The sequence below is a fragment of the Acinetobacter sp. C15 genome (genome assembly GCF_013420645.1).
GTDB lineage: Bacteria > Pseudomonadota > Gammaproteobacteria > Pseudomonadales > Moraxellaceae > Acinetobacter > Acinetobacter indicus.
In genome coordinates this window covers 13,532-39,691 of record NZ_VOXR01000020.1, presented here as the reverse complement: position 1 = coordinate 39,691, position 26,160 = coordinate 13,532, and the positions used below count along the sequence as shown (strand labels likewise).

25 protein-coding genes are annotated in these 26,160 nt (G+C 47.4%); 15 read left to right on the top strand and 10 right to left on the bottom strand.

Features of this window, described 5'->3' with window-relative positions:
• Nucleotides 1-110 precede the first annotated feature (110 nt).
• The 4 genes from FTT63_RS09455 (at nt 111) to FTT63_RS09440 (ending at nt 4,461) form a co-directional block, all read left to right on the top strand.
• Nucleotides 111-1,868 (top strand): GspE/PulE family protein, encoded by a 1,758-nt coding sequence (locus tag FTT63_RS09455; RefSeq protein ID WP_104988409.1) that lies wholly within the window; start codon nt 111-113, stop codon nt 1,866-1,868.
• A 111-nt stretch (nt 1,869-1,979) separates the two neighbouring features.
• Nucleotides 1,980-2,336 (top strand): NirD/YgiW/YdeI family stress tolerance protein, encoded by a 357-nt coding sequence (locus FTT63_RS09450; RefSeq protein WP_005179042.1) that lies wholly within the window; start codon nt 1,980-1,982, stop codon nt 2,334-2,336.
• 118 nt (nt 2,337-2,454) lie between these two features.
• A complete protein-coding gene (locus FTT63_RS09445; RefSeq protein ID WP_005179040.1) occupies nt 2,455-3,120 on the top strand; it encodes a response regulator transcription factor in 666 nt (221 codons plus the stop codon).
• Complete coding sequence (locus tag FTT63_RS09440; RefSeq protein ID WP_127800003.1) at nt 3,121-4,461, top strand: HAMP domain-containing sensor histidine kinase; 1,341 nt, start codon at nt 3,121-3,123, stop codon at nt 4,459-4,461.
• 117 nt (nt 4,462-4,578) lie between these two features.
• Here the strand turns inward: FTT63_RS09440 and hemP are convergent, their stop codons facing one another.
• Nucleotides 4,579-4,749 carry a hemin uptake protein HemP gene (hemP, locus tag FTT63_RS09435; protein ID WP_016659175.1) on the bottom strand — a complete coding sequence of 57 codons (171 nt, stop codon included), beginning with the start codon at nt 4,747-4,749 and terminating at the stop codon, nt 4,579-4,581.
• A 138-nt stretch (nt 4,750-4,887) separates the two neighbouring features.
• Between hemP and FTT63_RS09430 the strand changes: the two genes are divergently transcribed.
• Complete coding sequence (locus FTT63_RS09430) at nt 4,888-5,811, top strand: thiamine phosphate synthase (RefSeq protein WP_180192206.1); 924 nt, start codon at nt 4,888-4,890, stop codon at nt 5,809-5,811.
• Here FTT63_RS09430 and FTT63_RS09425 read toward each other — a convergent pair.
• Both FTT63_RS09425 and mrcB read right to left on the bottom strand, forming a co-directional pair.
• The gene (locus tag FTT63_RS09425; RefSeq protein WP_104470304.1) at nt 5,808-6,362 is read right to left on the bottom strand and encodes a hypothetical protein; all 555 of its coding nucleotides are present in this window, start codon (nt 6,360-6,362) and stop codon (nt 5,808-5,810) included. The two genes, FTT63_RS09430 and FTT63_RS09425, sit on opposite strands and share 4 nt — an antisense overlap.
• Before the next feature lie 12 nt (nt 6,363-6,374).
• A complete protein-coding gene (gene mrcB / locus FTT63_RS09420; protein WP_180192205.1) occupies nt 6,375-8,777 on the bottom strand; it encodes a penicillin-binding protein 1B in 2,403 nt (800 codons plus the stop codon).
• Nucleotides 8,778-8,966: 189 nt separating this feature from the next.
• Here mrcB and FTT63_RS09415 point away from each other — a divergent pair, with 189 nt between their 5' ends.
• Both FTT63_RS09415 and FTT63_RS09410 read left to right on the top strand, forming a co-directional pair.
• Nucleotides 8,967-9,875 (top strand): NAD(+) kinase, encoded by a 909-nt coding sequence (locus tag FTT63_RS09415; protein ID WP_005179018.1) that lies wholly within the window; start codon nt 8,967-8,969, stop codon nt 9,873-9,875.
• The gene (locus FTT63_RS09410; protein WP_005179016.1) at nt 9,875-10,144 is read left to right on the top strand and encodes a YeaC family protein; all 270 of its coding nucleotides are present in this window, start codon (nt 9,875-9,877) and stop codon (nt 10,142-10,144) included. The genes FTT63_RS09415 and FTT63_RS09410 overlap by 1 nt, the downstream gene beginning before the upstream one ends.
• A 72-nt stretch (nt 10,145-10,216) precedes the next feature.
• On the opposite strand, the gene FTT63_RS09405 is transcribed toward FTT63_RS09410, so the two are convergent.
• Together FTT63_RS09405 and FTT63_RS09400 are read right to left on the bottom strand one after the other, a co-directional pair.
• Nucleotides 10,217-11,218 (bottom strand): glycosyl transferase family protein, encoded by a 1,002-nt coding sequence (locus FTT63_RS09405; protein ID WP_180192204.1) that lies wholly within the window; start codon nt 11,216-11,218, stop codon nt 10,217-10,219.
• Nucleotides 11,219-11,374: 156 nt separating this feature from the next.
• On the bottom strand, nt 11,375-11,605 hold the full coding sequence (locus FTT63_RS09400) for a hypothetical protein (protein WP_127800009.1): 231 nt from the start codon (nt 11,603-11,605) through the stop codon (nt 11,375-11,377).
• A 40-nt stretch (nt 11,606-11,645) separates the two neighbouring features.
• On the opposite strand from FTT63_RS09400, the gene FTT63_RS09395 reads away from it, so the two are divergent.
• Together FTT63_RS09395 and FTT63_RS09390 are read left to right on the top strand one after the other, a co-directional pair.
• Nucleotides 11,646-12,995, top strand: a complete 1,350-nt coding sequence (locus FTT63_RS09395; protein ID WP_180192203.1) for a dicarboxylate/amino acid:cation symporter — start codon at nt 11,646-11,648, stop codon at nt 12,993-12,995.
• A gap of 150 nt (nt 12,996-13,145) precedes the next feature.
• Nucleotides 13,146-14,288, top strand: coding sequence for an acyl-CoA dehydrogenase family protein (locus FTT63_RS09390; RefSeq protein ID WP_180192209.1), 1,143 nt, complete (start codon nt 13,146-13,148; stop codon nt 14,286-14,288).
• 85 nt (nt 14,289-14,373) lie between these two features.
• Here the strand turns inward: FTT63_RS09390 and FTT63_RS09385 are convergent, their stop codons facing one another.
• Nucleotides 14,374-14,895 carry a type 1 glutamine amidotransferase domain-containing protein gene (locus FTT63_RS09385; protein ID WP_005179007.1) on the bottom strand — a complete coding sequence of 174 codons (522 nt, stop codon included), beginning with the start codon at nt 14,893-14,895 and terminating at the stop codon, nt 14,374-14,376.
• A 486-nt stretch (nt 14,896-15,381) separates the two neighbouring features.
• Between FTT63_RS09385 and pheA the strand changes: the two genes are divergently transcribed.
• The 4 genes from pheA (at nt 15,382) to FTT63_RS09365 (ending at nt 20,359) form a co-directional block, all read left to right on the top strand.
• A complete protein-coding gene (gene pheA / locus FTT63_RS09380; protein ID WP_005179005.1) occupies nt 15,382-16,491 on the top strand; it encodes a prephenate dehydratase in 1,110 nt (369 codons plus the stop codon).
• A 64-nt stretch (nt 16,492-16,555) separates the two neighbouring features.
• Nucleotides 16,556-17,647, top strand: a complete 1,092-nt coding sequence (gene hisC, locus FTT63_RS09375; protein WP_180192202.1) for a histidinol-phosphate transaminase — start codon at nt 16,556-16,558, stop codon at nt 17,645-17,647.
• Between the two features lie 3 nt (nt 17,648-17,650).
• The gene (locus FTT63_RS09370) at nt 17,651-19,897 is read left to right on the top strand and encodes a bifunctional prephenate dehydrogenase/3-phosphoshikimate 1-carboxyvinyltransferase (protein ID WP_180192201.1); all 2,247 of its coding nucleotides are present in this window, start codon (nt 17,651-17,653) and stop codon (nt 19,895-19,897) included.
• Between the two features lie 96 nt (nt 19,898-19,993).
• A complete protein-coding gene (locus FTT63_RS09365) occupies nt 19,994-20,359 on the top strand; it encodes a hypothetical protein (RefSeq protein WP_016659168.1) in 366 nt (121 codons plus the stop codon).
• Between the two features lie 114 nt (nt 20,360-20,473).
• On the opposite strand, the gene FTT63_RS09360 is transcribed toward FTT63_RS09365, so the two are convergent.
• Complete coding sequence (locus FTT63_RS09360; protein ID WP_005178998.1) at nt 20,474-21,106, bottom strand: alpha/beta hydrolase; 633 nt, start codon at nt 21,104-21,106, stop codon at nt 20,474-20,476.
• A 135-nt stretch (nt 21,107-21,241) separates the two neighbouring features.
• Between FTT63_RS09360 and yaaA the strand changes: the two genes are divergently transcribed.
• Entirely contained in the window at nt 21,242-22,021 is a 780-nt protein-coding gene (gene yaaA / locus FTT63_RS09355) for a peroxide stress protein YaaA (RefSeq protein ID WP_005178997.1), read from the top strand.
• Nucleotides 22,022-22,038: 17 nt separating this feature from the next.
• Nucleotides 22,039-22,683 carry a metal-dependent hydrolase gene (locus FTT63_RS09350; RefSeq protein WP_168396691.1) on the top strand — a complete coding sequence of 215 codons (645 nt, stop codon included), beginning with the start codon at nt 22,039-22,041 and terminating at the stop codon, nt 22,681-22,683.
• A gap of 76 nt (nt 22,684-22,759) precedes the next feature.
• On the opposite strand, the gene slyD is transcribed toward FTT63_RS09350, so the two are convergent.
• From slyD to FTT63_RS09335, 3 genes are all read right to left on the bottom strand, one after another.
• The gene (slyD, locus tag FTT63_RS09345) at nt 22,760-23,242 is read right to left on the bottom strand and encodes a peptidylprolyl isomerase (protein WP_005178991.1); all 483 of its coding nucleotides are present in this window, start codon (nt 23,240-23,242) and stop codon (nt 22,760-22,762) included.
• Between the two features lie 134 nt (nt 23,243-23,376).
• Complete coding sequence (locus FTT63_RS09340; protein WP_180192200.1) at nt 23,377-24,663, bottom strand: NAD(P)/FAD-dependent oxidoreductase; 1,287 nt, start codon at nt 24,661-24,663, stop codon at nt 23,377-23,379.
• Between the two features lie 128 nt (nt 24,664-24,791).
• Nucleotides 24,792-26,102: a D-alanyl-D-alanine carboxypeptidase family protein gene (locus FTT63_RS09335; RefSeq protein ID WP_168391057.1), complete on the bottom strand. Its 1,311-nt coding sequence runs from the start codon at nt 26,100-26,102 to the stop codon at nt 24,792-24,794.
• Between the last annotated feature and the right edge of the window lie 58 nt (nt 26,103-26,160).

Sequence of the window (26,160 nt, the reverse complement as noted above, 5' to 3'; positions counted from 1 at the left end):
ATTTGCAGGAGCTGCGCTTGATGCGTATCTGCATCAGATTTTCCAGTGGCAAAGGCAGGCGGGAAAAATAAACTCTGCTATAGTGTGCTGATGTTGGGGGAACAAAAACAATGAATTTTAATTTTGAAATTGATACCACCTGGTGTTTAGAGCAATTATTAAAAGATGGCCGGATCAGCGAACGCGATAAAATGCTGGTACAGACCACGCATCGCCAGCGTGAGCAGCTGAAATGGCATCCGTTGCAATGGATTGCGCATTTTAACCTGACCGATCAGCAACATCCCCAAACCACATTGACACTGAACCGTTTATGTCAGTGGCTGGCAGAAAAGACCGAGCTGCCTTTTTATGTGATTGATCCGTTAAAGGCCGATGTGGCCGCTTTAACCGCGGTGATGTCCCAGGAATTTGCCCTGCGCAATAAAATTCTGGCGGTAGAGATTCAGCCCGATGCGGTGTTCATTGCCACCGATCAGCCGTTTATGACCGATTGGGTCGCCAATTTAGAACACAGTTTATTGCCGCGTAAAATCCAGCGCGTGCTGCTGAGTCCAGAGCAGTTACAGCGTTATCTGGTAGAATATTATCAGGTCAGTCGTGCGGTCAGTGGTTCACAAAAAGCCGCAGCACATGACCGTGAAAATAAAGGTGTCGAAGCCTTATTACAGCTGGGCGATACCCAAAACCCCGATGCCAATGACCAGCATATTGTTAAACTGGTGGACTGGGTGCTGCAGTTTGCTTTTGAACAGGGCGCCAGTGATATTCATTTGGAGCCACGTAAAGACAAGGGTAAAATCCGTTTCCGGATTGATGGCGTACTACATACCATTTATAACATGCCGGCCAATACCTTAACTGCGGTCATTTCACGGATTAAAATTCTCGGCCGCATGAATGTGGCAGAAAAACGCAAACCCCAAGATGGCCGTTTAAAAACCCGTACTCCCAAAGGTCAGGAAACCGAATTGCGTCTTTCGACTTTACCGACAGCCTTTGGTGAAAAACTGGTGATGCGTATTTTTGACCCGGAAGTGCTGGTACGCAGTTTCCAGCAGCTTGGTTTTGAAGAACGTCTGTTACAGGGCTGGCAAAGTCTGACCAGTCATAGTCATGGTATTATTCTGGTCACGGGGCCGACCGGCTCCGGTAAAACCACTACGCTGTATTCATCATTGAAGCAGCTGGCCACCGATGAAGTCAATGTCTGTACCATTGAAGATCCGATTGAAATGATTGAGCCGAGCTTTAACCAGATGCAGGTCAATCAGGGCATTGAGCTGGGCTTTGCCGATGGTGTACGCGCGCTGATGCGTCAGGACCCGGATATTATTATGGTTGGGGAGATTCGTGATCAGGATACGGCCAATATGGCCATTCAGGCGGCATTAACCGGTCACCTGGTGTTATCGACCTTGCATACCAATGATGCGCCGTCCAGTCTGACCCGTTTGCATGATTTAGGTGTGCAGCCTTTTTTAACTGCGGCCACCATTCTGGGGGTATTGGCGCAGCGTCTGGTGCGCAAGCTGTGTCCGCATTGCAAACAGGAAGGCATGATTAATGCCAATGAATGGGAACATCTGACGTTTGACTATGTCATGGAGATGCCGGAAAAAGTCTATAAGCCGGTGGGCTGTGAAGCCTGCCGTCAGACCGGCTATAAAGGCCGGATCGGGATTTATGAGTTTATGCCGCTGAGTCTGGACACCAAACAGCTGATAGGTGCCAATGCTGATCTGACTCAGTTACGCCAGCAGGCCAAAAAAGAAGGCATCGAGCCACTACGGATTGCCGGGGCGCGTAAAGTCATGGCCGGTATTACCACCTTGGAAGAAGTACTGCGGGTGGTACCGTTAAACTAAAACCCAAAAAAGTGAAAAATTTTTGAATATGAGGAAATCTTAAGATTCAGCTCATCTTGCTTTGTTTTAATGACTACATCGAAACGAACAACACTGAATGAGGAAAGACAGATGAACCTATTTTCAAAAGCACTTTTAACTGCAGGTCTAGTGGGCGCAACTACATTTGCTGTTGCAGATACCGCAGTGAACCAGTCTGCACTGGCGCAAGCAACCACGGTGAAACAGGCGTTAACCATGAAAGATGACAGCAATGTTCAGCTGAAAGGTTATATCGTAAAAGCCATTGGTGATGAAAAATACCAGTTCCGCGACAGCACTGGCACCATCACAGTAGATATTGATGATGACCTGTGGAATGGTAAAGCGATTTCTGCCAAAACTCCAGTGGTGATTACCGGTGAAGTGGACATCGATTATAAACCATCTAAACGTGTTGAAATTGATGTCGAGCAGGTTCGTTTCTAAGCCGACCTTTTAATCAGATTGATTGCAGCTCCACGCAAAACCACATGCTCCATGCATGTGGTTTTTTTGAATCTTGTGAAAAATCAGGCATGATGTAAAAAAGGCTAGAGTAGAACCAATGCGTATTTTACTGGCAGAAGATGACGCCTCTCAGGCAGAAAGTATTAAAACCTGGCTGGAAATGGACGGTTATAACGTCGATTGGGTCGAGCGTGGCAATCATGCCATTTTGGCCATTGAGCAGCATCACTATGATTGTGTGCTGCTGGATCGTGGCCTGCCGGGCAATACCGGCGATGAAATTCTGACCGCTTTGCGCCGCAAACAGTTGGATACCCCGGTGATTTTTATTACCGCCAAAGACAGCATTCAGGACCGGGTCGATGGACTGGATTTAGGCGCCAATGACTATCTGGTCAAGCCTTTTAGTCTGGAAGAACTGTCAGCACGGGTGCGCAGCCAGTTACGTACCCGGCAGACCCAGCCCGATCATCAGATCCGTTTTGCCAATTTGCTGTTAGATACTCAAGCCAAAACCTTAACCCAAGATGGCCACGCGGTGAATTTAACCGCCAAGGAATTCCAGATTCTGTATAAATTAATGCAAAAGCCCGAGCATGTGGTAACCCGGGAGCAGCTGGAAGAATCGCTGTATGCCTGGGGTGATGAAATTGAAAGCAATGCCATTGAAGTGTTTATTTATCAACTGCGTAAAAAAATTGGCAGCCATTTAATTAAAACCATTCGCGGTTTGGGCTATCGCATGCAGCAGGAACAGGCGTAAATGAAGCAAACGGGTGCGGTTTCTTTACAGAAAACCCTGGTCAAAACCTCGGTACTGAGTTCGATGATTGCCGGCCTGCTGGCACTGGTGCTGCTGTTTGCCGTGTCAATTTATCAGACCATGCAGCTGCAAGATGAAATCATGGATGAAGCGGCCGATATGCTGTTATTGCAGGATATTAGCAGTGGCGCCGGCGAGCAGGTCGATGAACTCACTGAACAGTTCAAGATGCATTATCAGCTGCGACTGGGCCAGCAGACTTTGACCGAAACAGAAGATTTTCCCTTAGCACCAGCTACGATCACACAGCAGGAAGAGGGATTTTCCTTTGTCTGGGCGGATCAGCGTTTATGGCGCGTTTATGTGGCCAGTGATGATGACTTAAGCGTATTGATGACCCAGAAAATGAATGTCCGTTTTCAGGAAATCTGGGCCACAGGTCTGGGCTATGCCGCGATTTTAATTTTACTGTGGCTGATTCAATGGGGCATTGTGCATTTTGCCATTCATAAACAGTTCCGCTCTTTACAGGCCTTATCTGCGCAAATTGCGCAAAAGCATGTGCAGGATCTGAGTCCGGTACAAAGCACCCAGCCAGAATTGCTGGAATTACAGCCGATGGTGCAGCAGTTAAACCGTTTGCTTAGCCGGCTGGAACATTCTTTAGAAGCTGAGCAGCGTTTTACTTCTGACGCCTCGCATGAACTGCGTTCGCCGCTTTCTGCCATTCAAATGCGTTTGCAGGTGTTAAAACGCAAATATCAGGATCAACCGCAATTAGCGGAAGATCTGGCCCAGATTCAACGCGATGTCAACCGCGGCACTCAGGTACTGGAGAATCTGCTATTACTGGCGCGTTTAGACCCGGCACATCTACAAGACTTGCCTATAACCGAGGTTGATTTACAAAAGCTGGTGCTGGATGTGCTCGAGGCCTTGGCACCGTTTAGTCTGGAAAAACAGATTAAACCGCGCTTGCAGCTACAACCGGCGATCATTCAGGCCAATCCGGAATTGCTATATACCTGTATCCGTAACCTGATCGACAATGCCATCCGCTATGCCACGCAACAGGGTGAGGTGGTGGTCAGTATCAATGGTGATGCTGAACAGGTGCAGCTGTGTATTGAAAATAATGGTCAACAGATCAGTGATGAGGTGTTACAACGTCTGGGTGAGCGTTTTTATCGGGCGCTGGGCACACAAACCCAAGGCAGTGGTCTTGGTATTTCGATCTGTAAAAAGATTATCAGCCTGCATCAGGGCCAATTGCAGTTTAGCCGTTCAGCTTTAGGCGGTTTACTGGTGGAACTGAGTTTGCCCGGTGTGAAGCAAAAATAACAAAATCGAAAATAACAATATTGAGTTCAATCTTGAGATACGCATGGGCAGTTAAAAAGCAGTATGCGCTGATTCATACTGCTGCTTCCCACGATTATTATTATTCAGATATTGTTTTTATTTGGTGAGAATAAGGCGATTATTACGGGTAAGGCGTAGGCGGTATTCTTCTCCGGCATGCATGATGCGAATTTCACGACCGAGAGCAAACAGGTTATTAGAATGTAACATTGGTAAGGCATGCTGTTGATCTGCATTACGGCTAAACAGGCTAAATGGTGCGTTCATTCCTTCGACTCCGTGGTGTATGTTGAACGATATAAATGATAATCATTATCAAATATATCTGTCAACGCTTGATTTGGGGAATTTATAAAAAGTATAAATTTGCTTACACTTGCTCATATTTCAAAAACAGGACGTTTCATGTCAAAGCCACATCTACATATCGCGATTGGGATTTTATTGCATCAGACCCAGGTCCTGGTCGGCTGGCGCGAAGCCAAACAGCATCAGGGCAATAAGCACGAATTTCCCGGCGGCAAGGTAGAGCAGCATGAAACGCCAGTGCAGGCCTGTCGCCGTGAAGTGCGCGAAGAAGTAGGCATTGACCTGATCCAGTGGCATGAGTTTGATTTTATCCGGCATGAATATGAAGATGTGATTGTCAATTTGCATGTGTTCCATGCCTTTGTGCCGGCGGCGTTGCTCTCAGACATCCAGCAACCGTGGACCTGGTATAAACGGCAGGATTTGGCTCGTTTGAATTTCCCGCAAGCCAACCAGCGTATGCTGCAACGCCTCTACTGGCCTGAATGTATCAAAATTAGTGAAGACTTAAACTGTCTGGATACCCCGGATACCCAGCAACTGCTGTACTGGCGTGTCGCACCGGCACCGGAACGCAGTATTGAACTGGCTGAGCAGAATATTGGCTGTTTAAAATCATTAATTGTTAATCTGGAACTGTGGAAGCAGCTGAATAGCGTGCAGCAGGTCTCGGTCGCTGCCATCCATTTAAAGCAGCAACAATGTCTGCAATTGCACAAGGGCAGCCTGCAGGCCGGTCAGCGTTATATTGCTGCCTGTCATGATCTGGAATCGTTACAACATGCGCAGAATATTGGCTGTGATGCTGCAATTTTAAGTCCGGTGCTGCCAACAGCTAGCCATCCGGATACTCCGGCATTAGGCTGGGCACAATTTCAGAACTGGGCCAAACAGGTCGATATTCCGGTGTTTGCCTTAGGCGGGATGCATCGGCAGGACTTGGCGCAGGCCCAGCAACACCATGCCTATGGTATTGCTGGGATCCGCTTTATAGATGCGTTGGATAGCGCTTCAGCCTAAAGTTGTTTCAGCGCTTGCTGTGCCTGTTGCACGGTACGGCTATTGTTTTGTAGCTGGCCGGCTTTTTGAATAATCAGCCATAATTGGCGTTTCATTGCCGGCGTTTGTGCATAGCTCAAGCCACGACGGGCCAGGGCTTCTGCATTTTTCGGCTGTTTTTTCTGGTTCGCCACCAGCCCTAAATACATATAGGTTTCAGCCGATTGAGGGGCCAGACGCTGTGCCTGTAAAGCCGCAGCTTCGGCACGTGCCCATTGTCCCTGACGATAAGCTGTCTGGGTCTGCTGCATCAGTTTCTTAAATGCCGGTAAAGAGCGGCCATCTTCAAAACGTTGCTGTACTTTTTGTTCAGGAACCACGACCTGTAATTTCTTGCGCTGAATTTCTTCCTGTTCATAAGGATGAATCACCACGCCGGTAGGTGTGCGAATGGTTTTTCGTTCAGTCGTTTTTTCTTGGTCCGGTTGCGGTGCCGGCTTGGATTCCGGCAGGCTTTGACAGCCCACCAGTCCAGCCAGTCCCATCCCCAAGATCAGATATTTCAAGGTCATTTAAGGGTCCACTTATTGCGTATAACTGCCGCTTGAAATGATGCGTGCATCATTTTCGGAAAGTTGTCTTTCCATCTCGGCTTCACTTTCCTGGATATAATTCTCGATACTGTCACTGCTTTCAGGTACAGCTTGGTAATATTCGGTATCCGGATTGTAAACCGGCTCAACCTGATAATGCGGTAAACCACAGGCGGTGGCCTGACGCGGCACATGATTGCGATAAATCGGAATATACATCGCACCGGCACAGCCTTGAGCCGACAAGTGACCAGAGTCACGGTCAATCCAGTGCCACTGCACGCTGTCCGGCTGGCGTAGATTCACCGGCTTCTGGCGCAGCTGACGCATCACATTGCTCCACACCGGCAGGGCACCCGATGAACCTGTCAAACCGGTGACTTTGTTATCATCCAGCCCTAACCAGACCACGCTTAAATAGTTACCCGAATAACCGGCAAACCAGGAGTCGCGGGTATCATTGGTGGTGCCCGATTTACCGGACAGTTTTAAATCGCTGGACAGGCTGTTATAGGCTGCACGTCCGGTTCCTGCACTCATTACCTGTTGCAGGCCATAATTCAGCATATAGGCCGCAGACGGTTCAATGGTCTGCTGTACTGACAGGCCATAACGCTCGAGCAGACGACCATTAGAATCGACCACCGCGCGAATGGCTTTGGTTGGATACTGGAACCCACCGGTGGCAAAGTTGCCATAAATATTCATCACCTGCATAGGCGATAAATCGACTGCACCCAGATAAATGGACGGATACTGTGGAATATTTTCGCTGCTGACGCCAAATTTAATCAGATGGTTACGGAAGGTTGATAGACCAAATTCCTGACCTAAACGTACCGCCGACAGGTTATAGGAATTGGCCAGCGCTTGCGCCATCGGGACTACGCCATGTTCGCTGCCGCTGTAATTACGCGGTGTCCATGACTTGCCGGCAGATGGAATACTGATTTCGGTATCCTGTACCGGACTGGCCCAGTTATAGCGACCCGATTCTAGTGCGCTTAAATAGATGACCGGTTTTAAGAGCGAGCCGACCTGACGCTTGGCATCCAGCGCACGGTTAAAGCCGGTAAAGTCCTGGGTAGAACCGACTGCAGCCACCAGTTCACCATTTTCAGGATGGGACACCAGCACCGCCCCTTGCAAATCTTTTAAACGGCGCGGATTGGCATTGGCCAGACGGTTTACTGATTCTTTAAATGCACTTTGTACCTTGGTCTGTGCAATTGGGTCTAAAGTGGTAAAAATCCGTAGTCCCTGATTGGTCAGATCACCTTCTTGATATTCAGCACGTAACTGACGGCGCACAATGTCCAGAAAATCTGGGAAGCGGGCAGGGCCCATGGTCGGTTTGGCAATCACATTTAACGGACGCGCGGTTTCGGTTTCATACTGTTCCTGAGTTAGATAACCCATCACCAGCATATTGTTCAATACAATATTGCGGCGTTTTTCGGCCGCTTCCGGATTACGCCATGGATTATATAAAGACGGTCCCTGCACCAGACCAACCAGGAAAGCCTGCTGGGCAATATTCAGTTCACGCAGCGGCAGACCAAAATAGAACTGTGAGGCCAGACCATAACCATTAATAGAATAGTTACCGTTTTGACCCAGGTTCACTTCATTTAAATAGGCTTCCAGAATTTCATCTTTGTCATAATGCAGCTCAATTAGCATCGCCATCAGCGCTTCATTGGCTTTACGCTTTAATGTACGTTCCGGGGTCAGATAAAAGTTTTTCACCAGTTGCTGGGTCAGGGTCGAACCGCCCTGACGTTTCCCGCCGGTGATATTGCTGACAATGGCTCGCGCAGTCCCACGAATCGACACCCCATGATGCAGATAGAAATTACGGTCTTCGGTGGCAATTAAGGCTTCAATTAACGGTTTTGGCACCCGGTTCAGTTTAATTAGCACCCGGTCTTCATTGTGCTGCGGATAAATCCCGCCAATCAGCATGGGCTCTAAACGGGCAATACCGGTAGTCGATGGTTTGGTTGCACTGACTTCAGCAATCTGGTTATTGGCAAAGCTGACTTTGAGCACCTGTTCCGGTTCAACACTTTCACCAAAATCGAAGCCGCGGGTATGTACAAACAAGGTATCACCCGCATCGACATAGCTGCCGGTTTTGTTATAGCTTTCTGCGCTTTTATAGCCTAAAAGTTTCAATTCCTGCACGAAATCGGCTTTATTGAGCGGTGCATTGGTATAGATTTCCAGCGGACGAGCAAAGACCTTGGCTGGAATGTCCCAGCGCTGTCCTTCAAATTTATCTCTAACAATATTATCTAATCGAATCAGGTAGATACTTAATGCCAGAAATGCCCCAATCACCAGTATACAAAATAGAAGTGCAATAATACCTATGCCACGTTCAGACTTCATAAATCGCAATAAAACCCTAAGAAATTAGGCTAATCATGCGAAGCTTTTACATAATTTGCAATATTTAATCTGTGAATGAAGCGGCCAATCGAGGAGAAAAAACGGTTGGATTCAGATTTCTAAAGTTTTTTTAAAACATTCGGGTTAGTGCTATTATAGTCAACGGATCGTAGCGGAGCGATGTCGTAGGTGCAAATTTCACACAAGAACTTTCGTAATATCGGATTGATTGGACGTCCTGGCAAAACTTCGGTCGTAGAAACGCTAAGTTTAATTCATGATCATCTGCTGAATTTAGGCCTGCATCCGGTATTTGATGCAGAAACAGCAGAACTGGTCCCTTATCCGAACACCCAAACCGTCAGCCGCGCCTTGCTGGGCGAAGTGGTTGATCTGGTGATTGTGGTCGGCGGTGATGGCTCGTTGCTGCATGCAGCGCGCGCGCTGGTCAAATACAATACGCCGGTCATCGGGGTAAACCGTGGTCGTTTAGGCTTCCTGACCGATATTAAACCCACGGAAGTCATCTTCAAGCTGGATCAGGTATTAAAAGGCGAGTTTCAGCTGGACCGCCGTTTCCTGCTGGAAATGGAAGTGCGCTCCAAAGGTGAAGTCATTTATGAAGCAGTGGCTTTAAATGATGTGGTGCTGCATTCCGGTAAATCGGTACACATGATTGATTTTGACCTGAATATTGATGGTCAGTATGTTTATCGTCAGCACAGTGATGGTTTAATTGTATCCACGCCTACTGGTTCTACCGCCTATGCCTTGTCTGGTGGTGGCCCGATTGTGCATCCGAGTATGGATGCGATTGTGCTGGTACCGATGCATCCGCATACCTTGTCTTCACGCCCGATTGTGGTGGGTGGACAAAGCGAAATTAAAATCCAGATTCGTGAAAACCGTGTCTTGCCAATGGTCAGTGCCGATGGTCAGCACAGTGTTTCACTCAGTGTCGGGGACAGTTTGCATATCCGCAAGCATCCCTATAAGTTAAACCTACTTCATCCACCGGGTTATGACTTCTATATGGCATGTCGTACCAAGCTCGGCTGGAACCAAGATTTTGATTCTTTGCAACAGCAGGATTTATGATGAATATTGAACAGATGCTGGCCGTACTCAATCCTGAAATTGTTGGTCGTCTAAAAACCGCGGTAGAGATTGGTAAATGGCCGAATGGTGTGGCGTTGACCAAAGAGCAGCGCGAAATTTGTATGCAGGCCGTGTATGCCTGGGAAATCCAGCATTTACCGGAAACTGAACGTAGCGGTTATATCGACCGTGGCACCAAGGAAGAAGGTGAACAATGTGATGATGATCATCACAAAAATGAAGATTTCCAGCCGATCAAGTTTATTTAAACTTTAAGGAAACGGATTCATGCAAAAAAGGTAAGCCGCGGCTTACCTTTTTTATTGGCAGTCTTTTGTGGCTTAAGCATTTAAACGCGCAGCCCAGAATTGCTGTGCTTTGTCCATGGCTGCTGCAAAACTGTCGCAGACGCCCATGGTATACAGCGCGATGCCCATGGTTTCCACCACCGCCACTTCACCATAGTCATGCGATTGCTGGCCTTCCCAGACGGCTTTAAATACCGCCAGGTCCAGTTCTTCTTCAATCGGGCTGCGGTTGTCGGTCAGCTTTGGCAATTCATGTTCATACAGCTCGCCGTTACGGATACCACAAATTAAGGTTTTGGCATCCGGATTCCGTTCAAACTCGCCGCCTTCACCTTTAATCACCGCACTGTTCAGATAACCCAGTTTAAATGCCGACTGCTGATGGGAACTGCGATAGGCCGGATGGAAAATGGCCTGTACCGTGGCTTTGGCATTAAAGGGGTTAATCAGCCGGGCGAGGGTATGAATAGGAGAGCGCAGGCCCATCACATTCCGTAGTGCAATCAAATCGGCCAGCACCGGAGAAATCACCTCTAAAGGCAGATAGGCAAAATGACGCTGCTGTAATTGCTGTTCGACGTCAGTATCTGACTGGCAGATTGGATAGCCTAAGTATTCCAGCACCTGTTCGGTATAGACCCGGTTAATGGTATGCCCAGCAGCGCCGTGCATGACAATATTAAAACCCTGTTTGGCCAGAGTCAGCGCGGCCAGTAAAAACCACGGATAATGTTTGCGTTTCCCGGCATAGGAGGACCAGTCCAGATCTACATCTAAAGCTTTAAACTGCAACTGGTCACGGGTGGCCTGAACAAAGCCGGCCAGTTCATCGACCGATTCTTCCTTGACCCGCAGCAGCATCAAAAAAGCACCGAGCTGAACATCGAGTACTTCCTGTTTCAGGATCATGGAAAAGGCCTGATAGGCTTCTTCATAGGTGAGGGAACGTGCACCATTTTTGCCTTTTCCCACAATACGCACGTACTGGGCAAAAGGATGTTCAACGTCTTTATAAATGTTTCTTTTCGTGCTCATGTAACTGCCTGAATCTCAAATAAATGGCGCCGGTCGCTTCCCACAATATACACATGTTTGCGGTTTTTTAAAAACCGTATGCTTTGCTCGGATTTAGACTAATGTCTAAGCTGTTTCTGCTTTAAAGTTGGCCAGTTCTCGCTGTTTTTAGCAGCACTACATTTGAATTTTAGGTAAAATTCGCAGCGTTTTATATTGTTTTTTATTTTTACTCATCTCCTGTTCTAAAAGCCGCTTTTGCGTTTGAGCCTGTTTATTTTGGCGGCTCAAAGTAAGTCCGACTTTTGCCGATGAAAATAAAGCGTTGAATGTTTTGAGCCATGGCTCAAGGCAGCGTATGCCTGTTGTTTTAAAAACAGGCAGAACAGGTCGTGGGTAAAAAATCAAGGGTATTTGTCCTCGGGACAAGAACAAAAGTAGATCTGTTATGGCCAAACAACCTATCTATAAATCCCTGTACTTTCAGGTGATTATTGCAATTATTGCAGGTATTCTCGTCGGTCATTATTCTCCTAGTGGCACACAAATTATTAATGGCGTGGAACAGTATGTTCCAGGTCTGGGTGAGCAGCTGAAACCCTTAGGTGATGGCTTCATCCGTTTAATCAAAATGGTTATTGCGCCGGTGATTTTCTGTACCGTGGTGAGTGGTATTGCTGGTATGGAAAGCATGAAATCGGTCGGTAAAACCGGTGGCGTGGCATTACTGTATTTTGAAATTGTCTCTACCATCGCCCTGATTATTGGTCTGGTGGTGATTAACGTCTGGAAACCAGGCGTTGGCATGAACGTTGATCCAGCTTCTTTGGATACCACCGGTATTTCAAAATATGTAGAAACTGGTGAAGCGCAATCTACAGTCGAATTCCTATTAAATATCATTCCAAATACCGTGGTCGGTGCCTTTGCCCAGGGTGAAATCCTGCAGGTGCTGATGTTTGCCATCCTGTTTGGTTTTGCCTTACACCGTTTAGGGCCAGCAGGTAAGCCGGTCTTGAAACTGATTGATCAGATTTCGCATGTGTTCTTTAACATTGTGAACATGATCATGAAAGTTGCGCCAATTGGTGCTTTCGGTGCGATGGCCTTTACTATTGGTAAATACGGGATTGGCAGTCTGGCGCAACTGGCGCAGTTAATTATCTGCTTCTACCTGACCTGTGTGCTGTTTATTTTTATCATACTCGGCAGTATTGCGCGTATGACCGGTTTCAGTATCGTAAAAATGATCCGCATGATTCGTGAAGAATTACTGATTGTATTGGGGACCTCATCTTCAGAATCGGTATTACCGCGCATGTTGAAGAAACTGGAAATTGCCGGCTGTGAAAAATCGGTGGTGGGTTTGGTCATTCCAACGGGTTATTCCTTTAACCTGGATGGTACTTCGATTTATTTGACCATGGCGGCAATCTTCATTGCTCAGGCCACCAATACACCTTTAGAACTGCATCATCAGATTACTTTATTGCTGGTGCTGTTGATTTCCTCTAAAGGTGCAGCAGGGGTGACCGGTTCAGGCTTTATTGTGATGGCGGCAACACTGGCGGCTGTGGGTCAGATTCCGGTGGCCGGTCTGGCGCTAATTCTGGGTATTGACCGCTTTATGTCTGAAGCGCGTGCCTTGACCAATCTGGTGGGTAATTCATTGGCGACCATTGTTGTAGCGAAATGGGTCGGTCAGTTAGATCAGGAAAAGCTGCAATATGCATTAAATAATCCGGAAGAAATTGACCGCAAAATGGCAGAACAAAGCCAGCAATCTGCTTCGGCTTAACAGCAGGGCGGTGACTAAAGGAAGCTTCGGCTTCCTTTTTTTATTACTTGGCAGTCAATAAAAAAGCCGGGCAAAGCCATGACAGTACGCTTAAAAATGCATAGCATGGGGCTGAATGTAAAACAAGAATGTACCCTACAAGGATCGACTATGCTGGCTTATGATGCAGATTTAGAATTATTCCGTGACAACTTCCGCCGCTTTATGAGTGAACAGATTGCCCCGCATTATGAACAGTGGGAACGGGAAGGAATTATGCCGCGCTCGGTCTGGAACCAGCTGGGTGAAAACGGCTTTTTATGTGTAGATGTACCGGAACAGTATGGCGGCTATGGCGTACCGACCCATTATTCGCTGATGCTGGTGGAAGAATCGGCACGTGCTGGTTATAGCGCACTGTCTACCGGTATTTCCTGTCATTCAGAAATTGCTGCGCCGTATATTTTAAATATTGGTTCAGAAGAACAGAAACAGTACTGGCTGCCAAAAATGGTTAGCGGTGAAGTGGTCGGTGCGATTGGTATGACCGAGCCGGGTGCTGGTTCTGACTTGCAAGCCATGCGCAGTCATGCCATTTTGCAGGATGATCATTATATTTTAAATGGTTCTAAAACCTTTATTTCTAATGGCCAACATGCCGATCTGGTGGTGCTGGCGGTAAAAACCGATCCGCAGGCACGCGCCAAAGGCGTGTCTTTATTATTAGTCGATACCTATCTGGATGGCTTTAAGAAAGGCACCAACCTCGACAAGATTGGCCTGCATGCTCAGGACACCTCGGAATTGTTCTTTGATAACGTGAAAGTACCCAAAGAACAGTTACTGGGCCAGCCGGGACAGGGCTTTGCCTATTTAATGCAGGAATTACCACGTGAACGGACCGCGATTGCCGCCACCGCCTTGGGCGCTATCCGTGGTTCGATTGACATCACCACGCAATACGTTCAGGAACGTCAGGCCTTTGGCCAGAAAATTGGCCAGTTCCAGAACAGCCGTTTTGTTTTGGCACAGGCTAAAATTGATGAGCTGGCCACGGCTGCATTTTATCACCAGAATGTTGAGCTGTATATGCAGGGCAAACTGGATGTCGAAACAGCAGCAGCATTGAAAAGCTTCTCGACCGATATGCAGATGAAAGTGGCCGATCAGCTGCTGCAGCTGTTTGGTGGTTATGGTTATATGACTGAATATCCAATTTCTCGTTTCTTTATCGATGCCCGTATCCAGCGGATTTATGGCGGCACCAATGAAATTATGAAAGAGATTGTGGCGCGCGGTTTATTGGGCCGTTAAGTCCTGTACATCAGAGCAAATGAAAACACCCGCCCAGCATCGACTGGGCGGGTGTTTTTTGGTGGGTGTGTTTCTGAGACTGATTTTAATGCAGGCTGAGCACATGCAGACTTTCCCGAATAAAGATCGGCAAGTCTGCTGGTGAGCGTGAGGAAATATACAGGTTATTGTCATTCACTACCGCCTCATCAAAATACACGGCGCCGGCATCCATCAGTTCCAGCATCACCGGGGCAATGCTGGTCATGCGCCGGCCTTTGACCACACTGGCATGGATCAGCAGTTGCGGACCATGACAGGTGCTCATAATTGGTTTCTGGGCATTGGCAAAATTTCGGACAAAATCGACAAAACGCAGATCATCACGCAGTTGTGCCGGAGATTGGCCGCCGGGAATCAGCAGCGCATCAAAATCATGAATGGTCACATCATCTATACTTTGGTCGATGGTTACCGAGCTGCGCCGTTGATAACCATAGACAATATTGCCGGCCTTGTTTTCAACATTTACCACGCTATGCCGCGCTGCACGGAAGGCGTGGATCAATTCTGGATAGTCTGCATCTTCATAATCATGGGTAATCAGCACCGCGATTCTTTTTGACATTATTATTCTCCGAATTGCTTTAAATAAAAGAGTAAAGGGGAAAAAGCAAAATTTCATTGCTGCTTTGTAACCAGTTTTCTTATTTCTTTTTCAAGTTAAAATTTCTGGAATTTTATTCAATATTTATGGGCGTTATTTTCTATGTAAGTAATTATGACGCCTGTTCAGTTTACGCAATAAACTTGCAAAATCCTATCACTATTCATCGAATTCAGATGCAAAAGCTATCGGTTGATTGGAAAAAGACCCTGTTTCATCTGCTTAAATTCGCTACACTCTGGATGGAAAAACAGGCAAAGTGTCGTGACTTGTTCAGAATTATTCATGAGTCATAGCTGCTCAATTGATAAACAGTCTCATAAGTTGCAGAGAGTTTAACCAACTGTTTGTTTTTAAGACTGAATCAATCAAAGTTGTATTGCGCAACATTTGAAAGCTAACTATTGTTATACTGTTTGCATACCGTTTATGAAGGGCGACATAACAATGATCAACGACGATCAAAACACAACGACTTCTCTTGACCTGAACAATATTCGTGAGGAAATTGACTCTGTAGACATGCAGATTCAACAACTGATTAACCGTCGCGCACGATTGGCAGAAGCGGTGGCCAAAGCCAAATTTGCCGCTGAAGAGAATCCGCTGTTTTACCGTCCGGAACGTGAAGCACAAGTTTTACGTAATGTTATGGATCGCAATGAAGGCCCATTGTCGGACCAGACCATGGCACGTTTATTCCGTGAAATCATGTCGGCCTGTCTGGCACTGGAAGCACCGCAAAGTATTGCCTTCCTGGGGCCTGTTGGGACTTATACCCATTCTGCGGTACTCAAGCATTTCGGTCATGATGCCCTGGTGCGCCCTTTACAAACCATTGATGAAGTCTTCCGTGAAGTGGAAGCGGGTAGTGCGCATTATGGTCTGGTGCCGGTAGAAAACTCCTCTGAAGGGGTGGTGAACCATACCTTAGACTGCTTTAAAACTTCAAATCTGAATGTGATTGGCGAAGTTGAATTGCCGATTCATCATCAGTTCCTGATTTCTGCAAATACCCGTAAAGACAGCATTAAACAGATTTATGCTCACCAGCAAACGCTGGCACAGTGCCGTAAATGGCTAGATGCGCATTATCCTGGGGTGGAGCGTGTGGCTTTAAGTTCCAATGGTGAAGCGGCGCGCCGTATTCGTAATGAATGGCATTCTGCGGCCATTGCTTCTGAAATTGCGGCAACCATTTATGATCTTGAAATCATGCACAGCAATATCGAAGACAACCCGGAAAACACCACGCGCTTCTTGGTGATTGGCCGTGAGAAAGTGCCACAAAGCGGCAATGACAAAACTTCATTGCTGGTGTCTGCACATGACCGTGCCGGTGCCTTGCTGGAAATTCTGGCGCCATTTGCCAAACACAACATTAGTCTAACCAGTATTGAAACCCGTCCGGCTTTACCTGAAAAATGGGCCTATGTGTTCTTTATTGATCTGGAAGGTCATATTGAGCAAGACAATGTTAAAGCTGCGATTGAAGAAATCCGTCCATTGGTGAAAGAAGTCCGTGTACTCGGCTCTTATCCGGCGGCAGTTTTATAAAATTCTCTGGTGGCCGTGTGCGCTGCATGCGGCTGCTTTTCACCTGTAAATCTGGAAGTAAAAAATGTCGTTTGTCCCAGCCAATGAAGGCATCTCTAAGTTAAAGCCATATCAACCAGGTAAGCCGATCAGTGAACTTGAGCGTGAATTGGGTATTACCGATATTGTGAAATTGGCATCCAATGAAAACCCGTTGGGCTGTTCAGACAAAGTCAAAGAGGCCGTGGCTGCCGAGCTGGCTGAAATTGGTCGTTATCCAGATGGCGGTGGTTTTATTTTAAAAGACCAGATTGAAGCGCAGTTTGGTTTTGGTCATGAACGGATTACTTTGGGTAATGGTTCAAATGACCTGCTGGAAATGTTTGCCCGCGCTTTTGTGTCCGAGCAGGACTCAATCGTATATAGCCAGCACGCCTTTGCGGTTTATGCGCTGGTGACTCAGGCCATTAATGCAGAGGCCATTGAAGTACCAGCCAAAGGTTTCTCGCACGATTTAGAGGCGATGGCTGCAGCCATTCAAGCCAACACCAAGCTGGTGTTCATTGCCAATCCGAATAACCCGACTGGCACCTGGTTTGAAGAAGCTGAATTTGAAGCCTTCATGCAGAAAGTACCGGCCAATGTAATTGTGGTACTGGATGAAGCCTATGTGGAATACTTCCCGGAAAACTTCAACAGCCTGAAATATCTGGATCAGTATCCAAACCTGATTGTTAGCCATACCTTATCAAAATGCTATGGTCTGGCAGCGCTACGAGTTGGTTTTGCTCTGGCCTCTGTACAGGTGACTGACTATTTAAACCGTATCCGTCAGCCATTTAACGTGAACCATTTAGCTATGGTGGCAGCTGTAGCAGCGCTGAAAGATGAAGCCTTTATCGAAAAATCACGTGAAGTGAACAAGGCTGGTATGGCGCAGTTGGAAGCAGGCTTTAAAGCACTGGGCCTGAATTATGTACCTTCACGTGCCAACTTTATTCTGGTTGATGTACAGGCTGATCCGGCACAAACCTTCAATGCTTTGCTCAAAGAGGGCGTGATTGTACGTCCGGTTGGCATTCCAAACCATCTTCGTGTATCGATTGGAACAGAAGCAGAAAATGCCAAATTCCTGACTGCACTGGCGAAGGTGTTAGGTCTGGACGCAAAGGCATAAGCCATGACGCAACCCCTGTTTGAAAAAGTCGCTTTTATTGGACTTGGGCTGATTGGCTCAAGTCTGGCGCGTGTGATTCAGGCTGAACAGCTGGCTCATGAGGTGGTGGCATCGACCCGTTCGCAAAAAACGCTAGAAGATGCCAAAGCCTTAGGGTTAATTGCTGCCGGTTATAGCGATCCGGTCGAGGCGGTGAAAGATGCTGATCTGGTGGTACTGGCCTTACCGGTACGTGCCACCGAATATGTGTTGCAGCAGATTAAACCGTATTTAAAACCTGATGCAATCCTGACCGATGTCGGCAGTACCAAAGGCAATGTGGTCGATGCAGCCAAAGCGGTTTTTGGTGAACAACTGCCTGCCGGTTTTGTGCCGGGGCATCCGATTGCTGGAGCCGAGCATACCGGGGTCCATGCCGGTAAGGTCGATTTATTCGTCAATCATAAAGTGATTTTGACTCCATTACCGACCAGTGCGGATTGGGCGGTCAATAAACTGATTCAACTGTGGGAAGCAGCCAAAGCGGAAGTGATCTGTATGGATGTGGACAAGCACGATGAAGTGCTGGCACATACCAGTCATCTTCCGCATTTAATGGCATTTAACCTGGTGGAGCAACTGGCCAACAGGGAAGACAATTTAGATATTTTTCGCTATGCTGCAGGCGGCTTTCGTGATTTCTCGCGAATTGCAGCCAGTGATCCACAAATGTGGCACGACATCTTCTTTGCCAATAAAAAGGCAATTTTGAATGCAGTCGATGGCTTTGAACAACAGCTGGCAATCTTGCGCCAGCTGATCGAACAGGAAAACTCGCAGGCTTTAATGGGCCTGCTGGGACATGCTCAAGCAGCGCGTCAGCATTTTAATCATATGCTGGCCAAAAAACCGTTGATGGAGAACAATAAAGTGACACAACAATTTACGATTTTACCGGGCTCTAAAAATTTCCAGGGTAAATTTACTGTGCCAGGTGATAAATCTGTGTCACATCGTTCAATCATGTTTGGTGCGATTGCAGAAGGCACCACCCATGTCACCGGCTTTTTGGAAGGTGAAGATGCGCTGGCGACCTTGCAGGCTTTTCGCGATATGGGTGTCAGCATCGAAGGCCCAAAAAATGGTGAAGTGACCATTCATGGTGTTGGTATGCAGGGCCTCAAAGCTCCAGCCGGTGCACTGTATATGGGGAACTCTGGCACCTCCATGCGTTTGCTGTCAGGCATGTTATCGGCGCAGGCCTTTGATTCGGTGATGACCGGTGATGCATCCTTGTCCAAGCGTCCAATGGAGCGTATTGCCAAGCCATTACGTGAAATGGGGGCGCAAATCCAGACCACAGGTGAGCGTGGTACGCCACCGGTGTCAATTACGGGCAGCCAGCAGTTAAAAGGCATTCAGTACGATTTACCAATGGCCTCGGCACAGGTGAAATCAGGAATTTTACTGGCCGGTTTGTGGGCCGAAGGTGAAACTGCAGTAACTGAACCGGAACCAACCCGCGACCATACCGAGCGTATGCTGCGTGCTTTTGGTTATGAAGTGAAAACCGAAGGTAACCGTATTTCCCTGCAAGGCGGCGGTAAACTGGTGGGAACCAATATTCAGGTGCCTTCAGATATTTCATCTGCAGCGTTCTTTATGGTGGGCGCGGCCATTACTGAAAATGCCGATGTCACTTTAGAAGCTGTGGGCATTAACCCGACCCGTACTGGCGTGATTGAAATCCTCAAACAAATGGGTGCAGATATTACTGTATCCAACGAGCGTATTGCCGGTGGTGAACCGATTGCCGACATTCGTATTCAGGGCAGCCGTACCTTAAAAGGCATTCATATTCCGGAAGATCAGGTGCCACTGGCGATTGATGAATTCCCGGCGCTGTTTATTGCAGCAGCCTGTGCGGAAGGTCAGACTGTATTGACTGGTGCAGCTGAACTTCGCGTCAAAGAATCTGACCGGATTCAGGTGATGGCAGATGGCTTGAAAACCATGGGCATTGACTGTACCCCAACTGAAGATGGCATCATCATTGAAGGCAAGGGCAAAGCAGGTGACTGGTCGCCTGTGTTCACCGGCGGTGAAATTGAGTCACATCATGACCACCGTATTGCCATGAGCTTCTCGATTGCCGGTTTACGTAACTCGGAAGTAATTAAAATTGTGGGTACAGAAACGGTCGCGACCAGCTTCCCGACCTTTACCCAATTGACCGCTCAGGCCGGTCTGCAGATTGAAGTGACCGAATAAAGAGAAAAATAACCCAAAACAGCCAAGCTTTTGCTTGGCTGTTTGCTTTATATTGCTTATGCTAAAAATACAACAAGAACAGCAGTAGGGTCGTTTATGAAAACACTCCAGTTTACCGCACAATGTGATAACAAGGCCGAATTACAGGACTGTAAGATTGCCCAGAACTATGTGGCAGATTTGCTGGCCCGACAGTTAAACCAGCACGGCTTTGAAACCCTGCCGCAAAGTGGCGCACAAATTGCGGTTAGTGTGGAAGATCATCCTTTGCCCTTAAGCGTGAGCTGTGAAAGCCGCGATGCCGAAGGACGACTGGTGTGTGAAATCCTGTCTTATCCGGAAGAAGAGCAGGACTGGTTTGACCGGATTGAATCGCAAAGCTTGCTAAATCAGCTGGCCCAGGCGGTCGAGCAGACCTTAAAACAGGATGAAAACTTTACGGCCTTTGAATGGAAAAATTAAAACAATCCCAGATTGGAATTGCGAAGCCATTTCGTCTGTATCCATTTTAAAATTAACAGTACCGTCACTGATCTCCTCCCATAAAAAAACCCATCAGCAGATGGGTTTTTGTCTTTAGCCTAAGGCCAGGAAGCGGGTAATTGCAATCCGCAGCTGTTTTAAATAGCCGGTAAAGAAATGGTTAGCGCCCGGTAAAATGGTAACCAGATGACGCTGTGGTTTGGCCCAAGTAATCATGTCCGAGAGCAGGGTCACATCATCGGCTTCGCCATGAATAAACAGGATGTCACCTTTAATTTCAGGAGTTACATAGTGACGTACACCAGCTACTGTCGCAGTCGGCAAGCCGCATAAAATGGTCTGTTTTGGCTGTAATTCAACCGGTAGCGCTGCATAACTCTTTGCCATCACATGCGCACCAAAGCTGAAACCGCCGGCATAGAACGGCAGGCCAATGTGCTGGCTGCGCGCATATTTGATGACTTCTAGAATATCGTCCGTTTCGCCAAAGCCTTCATCATGCACACCTTCACTCTGGCCTGAACCGCGGAAGCTTGGGCGATATACCACGCAGCCGCGCTCTAGGTACATTTGTGCTAATAATGCAGGAACTTTGTGTTGCGGGGTGCCGCCTTGCAATGGATGGGGGTGGCTGACAACCGCGAATCCTTTCACTTCACCCTGTGGATAATCTACGAAAACTTCAATTCGACCCACAGGACCTGGAATGAAAATTTGCTCGGACATAAGATAATCGAATAATGGCAGGAGAATCGATTATTTTACCGATTATGTTTAGGAAAAACACAGATTGGCATTAAAATAAGCTGACTGTTATAGTTTGATTAATTATTTTTTAACCACTTTTTGATCAGGATGTGTATGCTCGCCTTAATTTCTCCTGCTAAGACTTTAGATTATGAATCTGCATTACCCACCGACAGCCATACCTTACCAAGACTATTAGCGCATTCACAAGAACTTATCGACGTTAGTCGTACGCTATCTGCTTCAGAAATCGCCAATTTAATGAGTGTGAGCGAAAAAATCGCCAATTTAAACGTAGAACGCTTCCGCGACTGGCAGGCCGATTTTGATTTTTCTAATGCGCGTCAGGCGCTGTTTGCCTTTAAAGGCGATGTCTATACCGGTCTGGATGCCTATAGCCTGAAGGATCAGGATATTGATTATGCACAGCAGCATTTGCGCATGTTATCAGGCCTGTATGGCTTATTGCGCCCGCTGGATTTAATGATGCCGTATCGTCTGGAAATGGGCACCAAGCTGAAAAATCCGCGTGGCAGCAATTTGTATGAATTCTGGGGCACCATCATTACTGATCTGATCAATGAAGATCTGGCTGCGGCCAAGTCTGAATTGCTGGTGAATATCGCTTCGGATGAATATTATAAATCGGTGAAAGAAAGCAAGATTCAGGCAGAAATCATCAAGCCGGTATTTTTAGACCAGAAAAATGGCAAATATAAAGTCATCAGCTTCTATGCCAAAAAAGCCCGTGGCCTGATGGCACGCTATATCATCGAAAATAAAATTGAACGCGCTGAAGATTTAAAAGGCTTTAATAGCGATGGCTATTATTTCGATGCTGACAGCTCCCTAAAAGGTGAGCTGGTGTTTAAGCGAGATGAGCAAGCCGCATAAACAGGGGAGTGCGTGCCATGCAACCAGAACTTGCTGATTTTCAGTTGTATTGGCAACGCTGCGCTCAGCAGTTTTCGCTGAATCGCTGCCAGACGCAGCAGCTGTATGCGCGGCTGCTGGCGGCCTATAGTGAGCCGCAGCGGCACTATCATGGCGTGCAGCATATTCTGGAATGTCTGCAGCATTTCGATCAGATTCGCACACAGTTGCAGCAAGCATCGCTGGTCGAGCTGGCGTTATGGTTTCATGATGCGGTCTATCATCCTAAAGCGCAGGACAATGAAGCGCAAAGTGTGACATTGTGCCAGCAGTTATGCGCAGATTTTTTAACAGCAGCACAAATCGAAACCGTGAGCCGCTGGATTCTTGCGACCCGGCAGCATCAGCCCAGTGATGAGCCAGATTTAAATGCCTTGCTGGATATTGATCTGGCGATTCTGGCTGCGCCGCCAGCACGTTTTGCTGAATATCAGCAACAGATTCATCAGGAATATGCCTGGGTCGAGCAGCAGCTTTATCAGCACAAGCGCCGTGCGGTATTGATGCAGTTTTATCAGATGCAACCGCTATATCAGACCCGGTATTTTCAGCAGCATTATGAAGCACAGGCCAAACACAATCTGGCCCAAGCCTTGTCTGCAGCGGGCGAATCAGCATCGTGATGGTTTATTCACCCACTAAAATTCAGGCATAAAAAAAGGCAAAGTCAGACTTTGCCTTTTCCATCTTGTCACAAGATTAGTGGTGATGACCACCAACACCGTGTACGTGACCGTGGTCTAGCTCTTCTTGAGTCGCTTCACGGATTTCTACGATTTCAACTTCAAAAGTCAGGTCTTGACCAGCAAGCGGGAAGTTTGCATCAACGATTACGTTTTCGCCTTCAACTGCTTTAACCGTTACGATCTGTACGCCATCATCAGTTTGTGCTTGGAACTGCATGCCAGGCTGAATGCTGTCTACGCCTTGGAACATTTGCGCTGGAACTTCTTGAACTAGGTCAGGGTTGTATTCGCCATAACCTTCAGCAGCAGGTACGTTTACAGTGAATTTTTCACCCACAGTTTTACCTTCTAGGGCTTTTTCAAGACCAGGGATGATGTTACCCGCACCATGCAAATAGGCAAGTGGTTCACCTTGAGATTGGTCGAGAGTTTCACCCTCTGCGTTAGTCAATGTGTAGTGGAAAGAAACCACGAGGTCATTTGCAATAGCAGTCATGTTATAGATCCATTTAGTTTTCTAAGGGTACATCATAAAGTGAAAAGGCAAATTTGTTGAATACTTTTACTCAAAAAACTCACATTTGGCTTTTTTATGACATTTTCCCAGATATTGGGGCAGTCGATAAAATTTCAATGCAATTTTATTTTAGGGCCAATTTTTCTGCCGAGCATATCTTTGGCGGTCAGCACCCCGGCATGGGTATAGCCATGAATGGTGGCCTGATGCAGCCGGTATAAAGACACATACATCGACTTGGCGACTATGCCCTGTACATTGACCCGACCGAGTAATTCACCCACGGCCGTATGCTGGCTTAAAGAAATCAGCGAGCCTTTGTCGGAGAATTTAAACATCGGCAGTGGTTTCCCATTCACGTGCTGGCTCAGGGCACGAACCAGAAAGCTGGCCTGCTGACTGGCCACCTGCGCACGCGGACCCAGCACCGGTTCATCGGCTTTGGGCTGGCAATGGGCACAATCGCCAAAGGCAAAAATGTTGGGGTCGGTATAAGTCTGTAAGGTGGCATAGACTTTTAAACGGTGCAGATGATCTTTTTCAAAATCATCCCACTGTTTAAAAATTTCCGGGGCCTGAATTCCGGCAGCCCAGACTTTAATTTCTGCTTCTAGCGGATTACCTGCAGCAAAATAAACCTGTTCTTCATCGACCTTGGCCACCCGATGCTGGGTCAGCACTTCAATACCAAAGTGCTCCAGCTGGGCTTGGGTATGCCGGGAAATTTGCTGTGACAGGGCCGGTAAAATCCGGTCGGCAGCTTCAATGAGCGTAATCCGAACCTGCTGCGGGTCAATCCGGTTTAAACCATATTGGGCAAAAGTCTGTTTGGCCTGATACAGCTCTGCCGCCAGTTCAACACCGGTAGCACCGGCGCCAATAATGGCAATATTCAGGGCACGGCTTTGCGGTTGATTTTGGGCTTCTAAATACAGGTGTAGCAAGTCCTGATGAAACACCGTGGCCTGAGGCAGGCTGTCCAGAAAATGACAATGCTGTTTCACCCCTTCGGTATGAAAGTCATTGGAAGTGGAGCCTAGCGCCAGTACCAGCGTATCATAGTCCACGTCAATCTGCTTTGGTGGCTGCTCTTTTTTGGAAAATTGCGGTGCCTGCAGCTGAATCTTTTTCTGGGTCCGGTCAATGCCAACCAGGGTGCCTAATATAAACTGATAATGATGCTGGGCAGCATGCACAAAATAGTTGGTTTCTTCCTGATGTGGATTGAGCGTGCCGGCTGCAATTTCATGCAGCAGCGGTTTCCAGATGTGGGTCAGTTTCTGATCGACCAGAGTAATCTGCGCTTTGCTCGATTTACCCAGACGATGACCAAGTTGGGTGGCAAGCTCCAGACCACCGGCGCCGCCACCGACAATCACAATATGATGTAATACTGACATGATGAACCTATATTGTTATTTTTAATGCAAGAACAGGCTCAATTTATGCCATCTCCCGGTCAGGAAAATGGCTCAGATTGTTCGACAACTTACATCATGTAGCATTTCCACTGTGCTTGTTCACAGGATTAAACCAGCGGATAAGTTTTGGCTGCGGTTTCATCCTTGGAGGAAAAGCTAAACAGGCTTTTTAGCCAGATCAGCAGTTTTTCAAACAGGCTGGCTTCGGCAATATGTACTTCTTCTTCCAGATGAATGGTATTGATCAGGCGGTTATTCTGATAAACATGCACGGTGGCCAGCTGCATCACCTGTGCCAGCGGGGCCGTCAGTAACTTTTCTTTCAGCTCGACATTCAAATGGGTTTCGGTCTGGGTTAAGGGTTCAATCAGTCGGGTCTGACCGAAGGTATCGTTAACAAACAGGCGCTGCTGGGTCACATCAAACTGTTTTAAATCAATCGCGCTATTTTCGCCATATAAAGACGTGGTGACAATTTTCGGTTGCTGCACTTCAACCTTGAACATTTTCAGGGTCGACTTTACCACTGGCAACTCAGCAATCAGCTGCTTGTTTTTTAAAGCCACTTCGTTGCGGGTGTAGGCATAACTGATGTTCATCAGTTGCTGGGCAATTTCAGCGCGTTTAAATGCACTTTTGGCACCCAAAACTACCACAATTAAACGCCGGTTCGGATCATCAAAATTCTGGGTGAGACGGTTGGCCGTCAGCGCCAGGTTATAACCGGCGGCACGGGTATAACCGGTTTTCAAGCCATCCACCGTCGGGTCCTGTTTGAGCAGAATGTTAGTGGCACGGTGATAACGCTGGTTATAGGTAAAACTGGTCTGTTTGGAATAAGCGAGATAATCCGGAGTGTCATTGACGACCGCCTGTGCCAGACGGGCCAGATCGGCCGCGGTAGAATAATGTTCCGGCATGGTAATCCCGGACGGATTCTGGAAATGGGTATGCTGCATTCCCAAGGCCTGTGCTTCCTGATTCATACGTGCCACGAACTGCGGTACGCTGCCAGAAATCCGTTCGGCCAGAGTTAGGGCGGCATCATTGGCAGACATCACAATTAAACCAGCTAGCAGCTGATCAACAGAAATCTGCTCACCTTCTTTCAGGTACATCTGGGATTCATCCCACATCACCTGTTTCACCACCGACGTTGCGGTCAGCACATCTGCCACGTTCAGCTTGCCGGCCTGAATGTCCTTGAGCACAATATAGGCCACCATCATCTTGGTCAGCGAGGCCGGGGCGCGCTGAATCTGGCTATTGTGTTCTGCAATGACCTGACCCGATTGTGGATCAAGCACGGTCCAGGCTTCTGCTTCAACCGTTTCAGGATTAAAAGATAATAAGGTGGCATGCGCAAGCGAGCTGCATAGCCAGCACAGCAGCGCAATCAGGTAGATGACACGTTTCAAGGGGATTCCTTTTTTAACCAGTCCGTTGGTCATAAACATAAAAATTTTAGGCATGCTA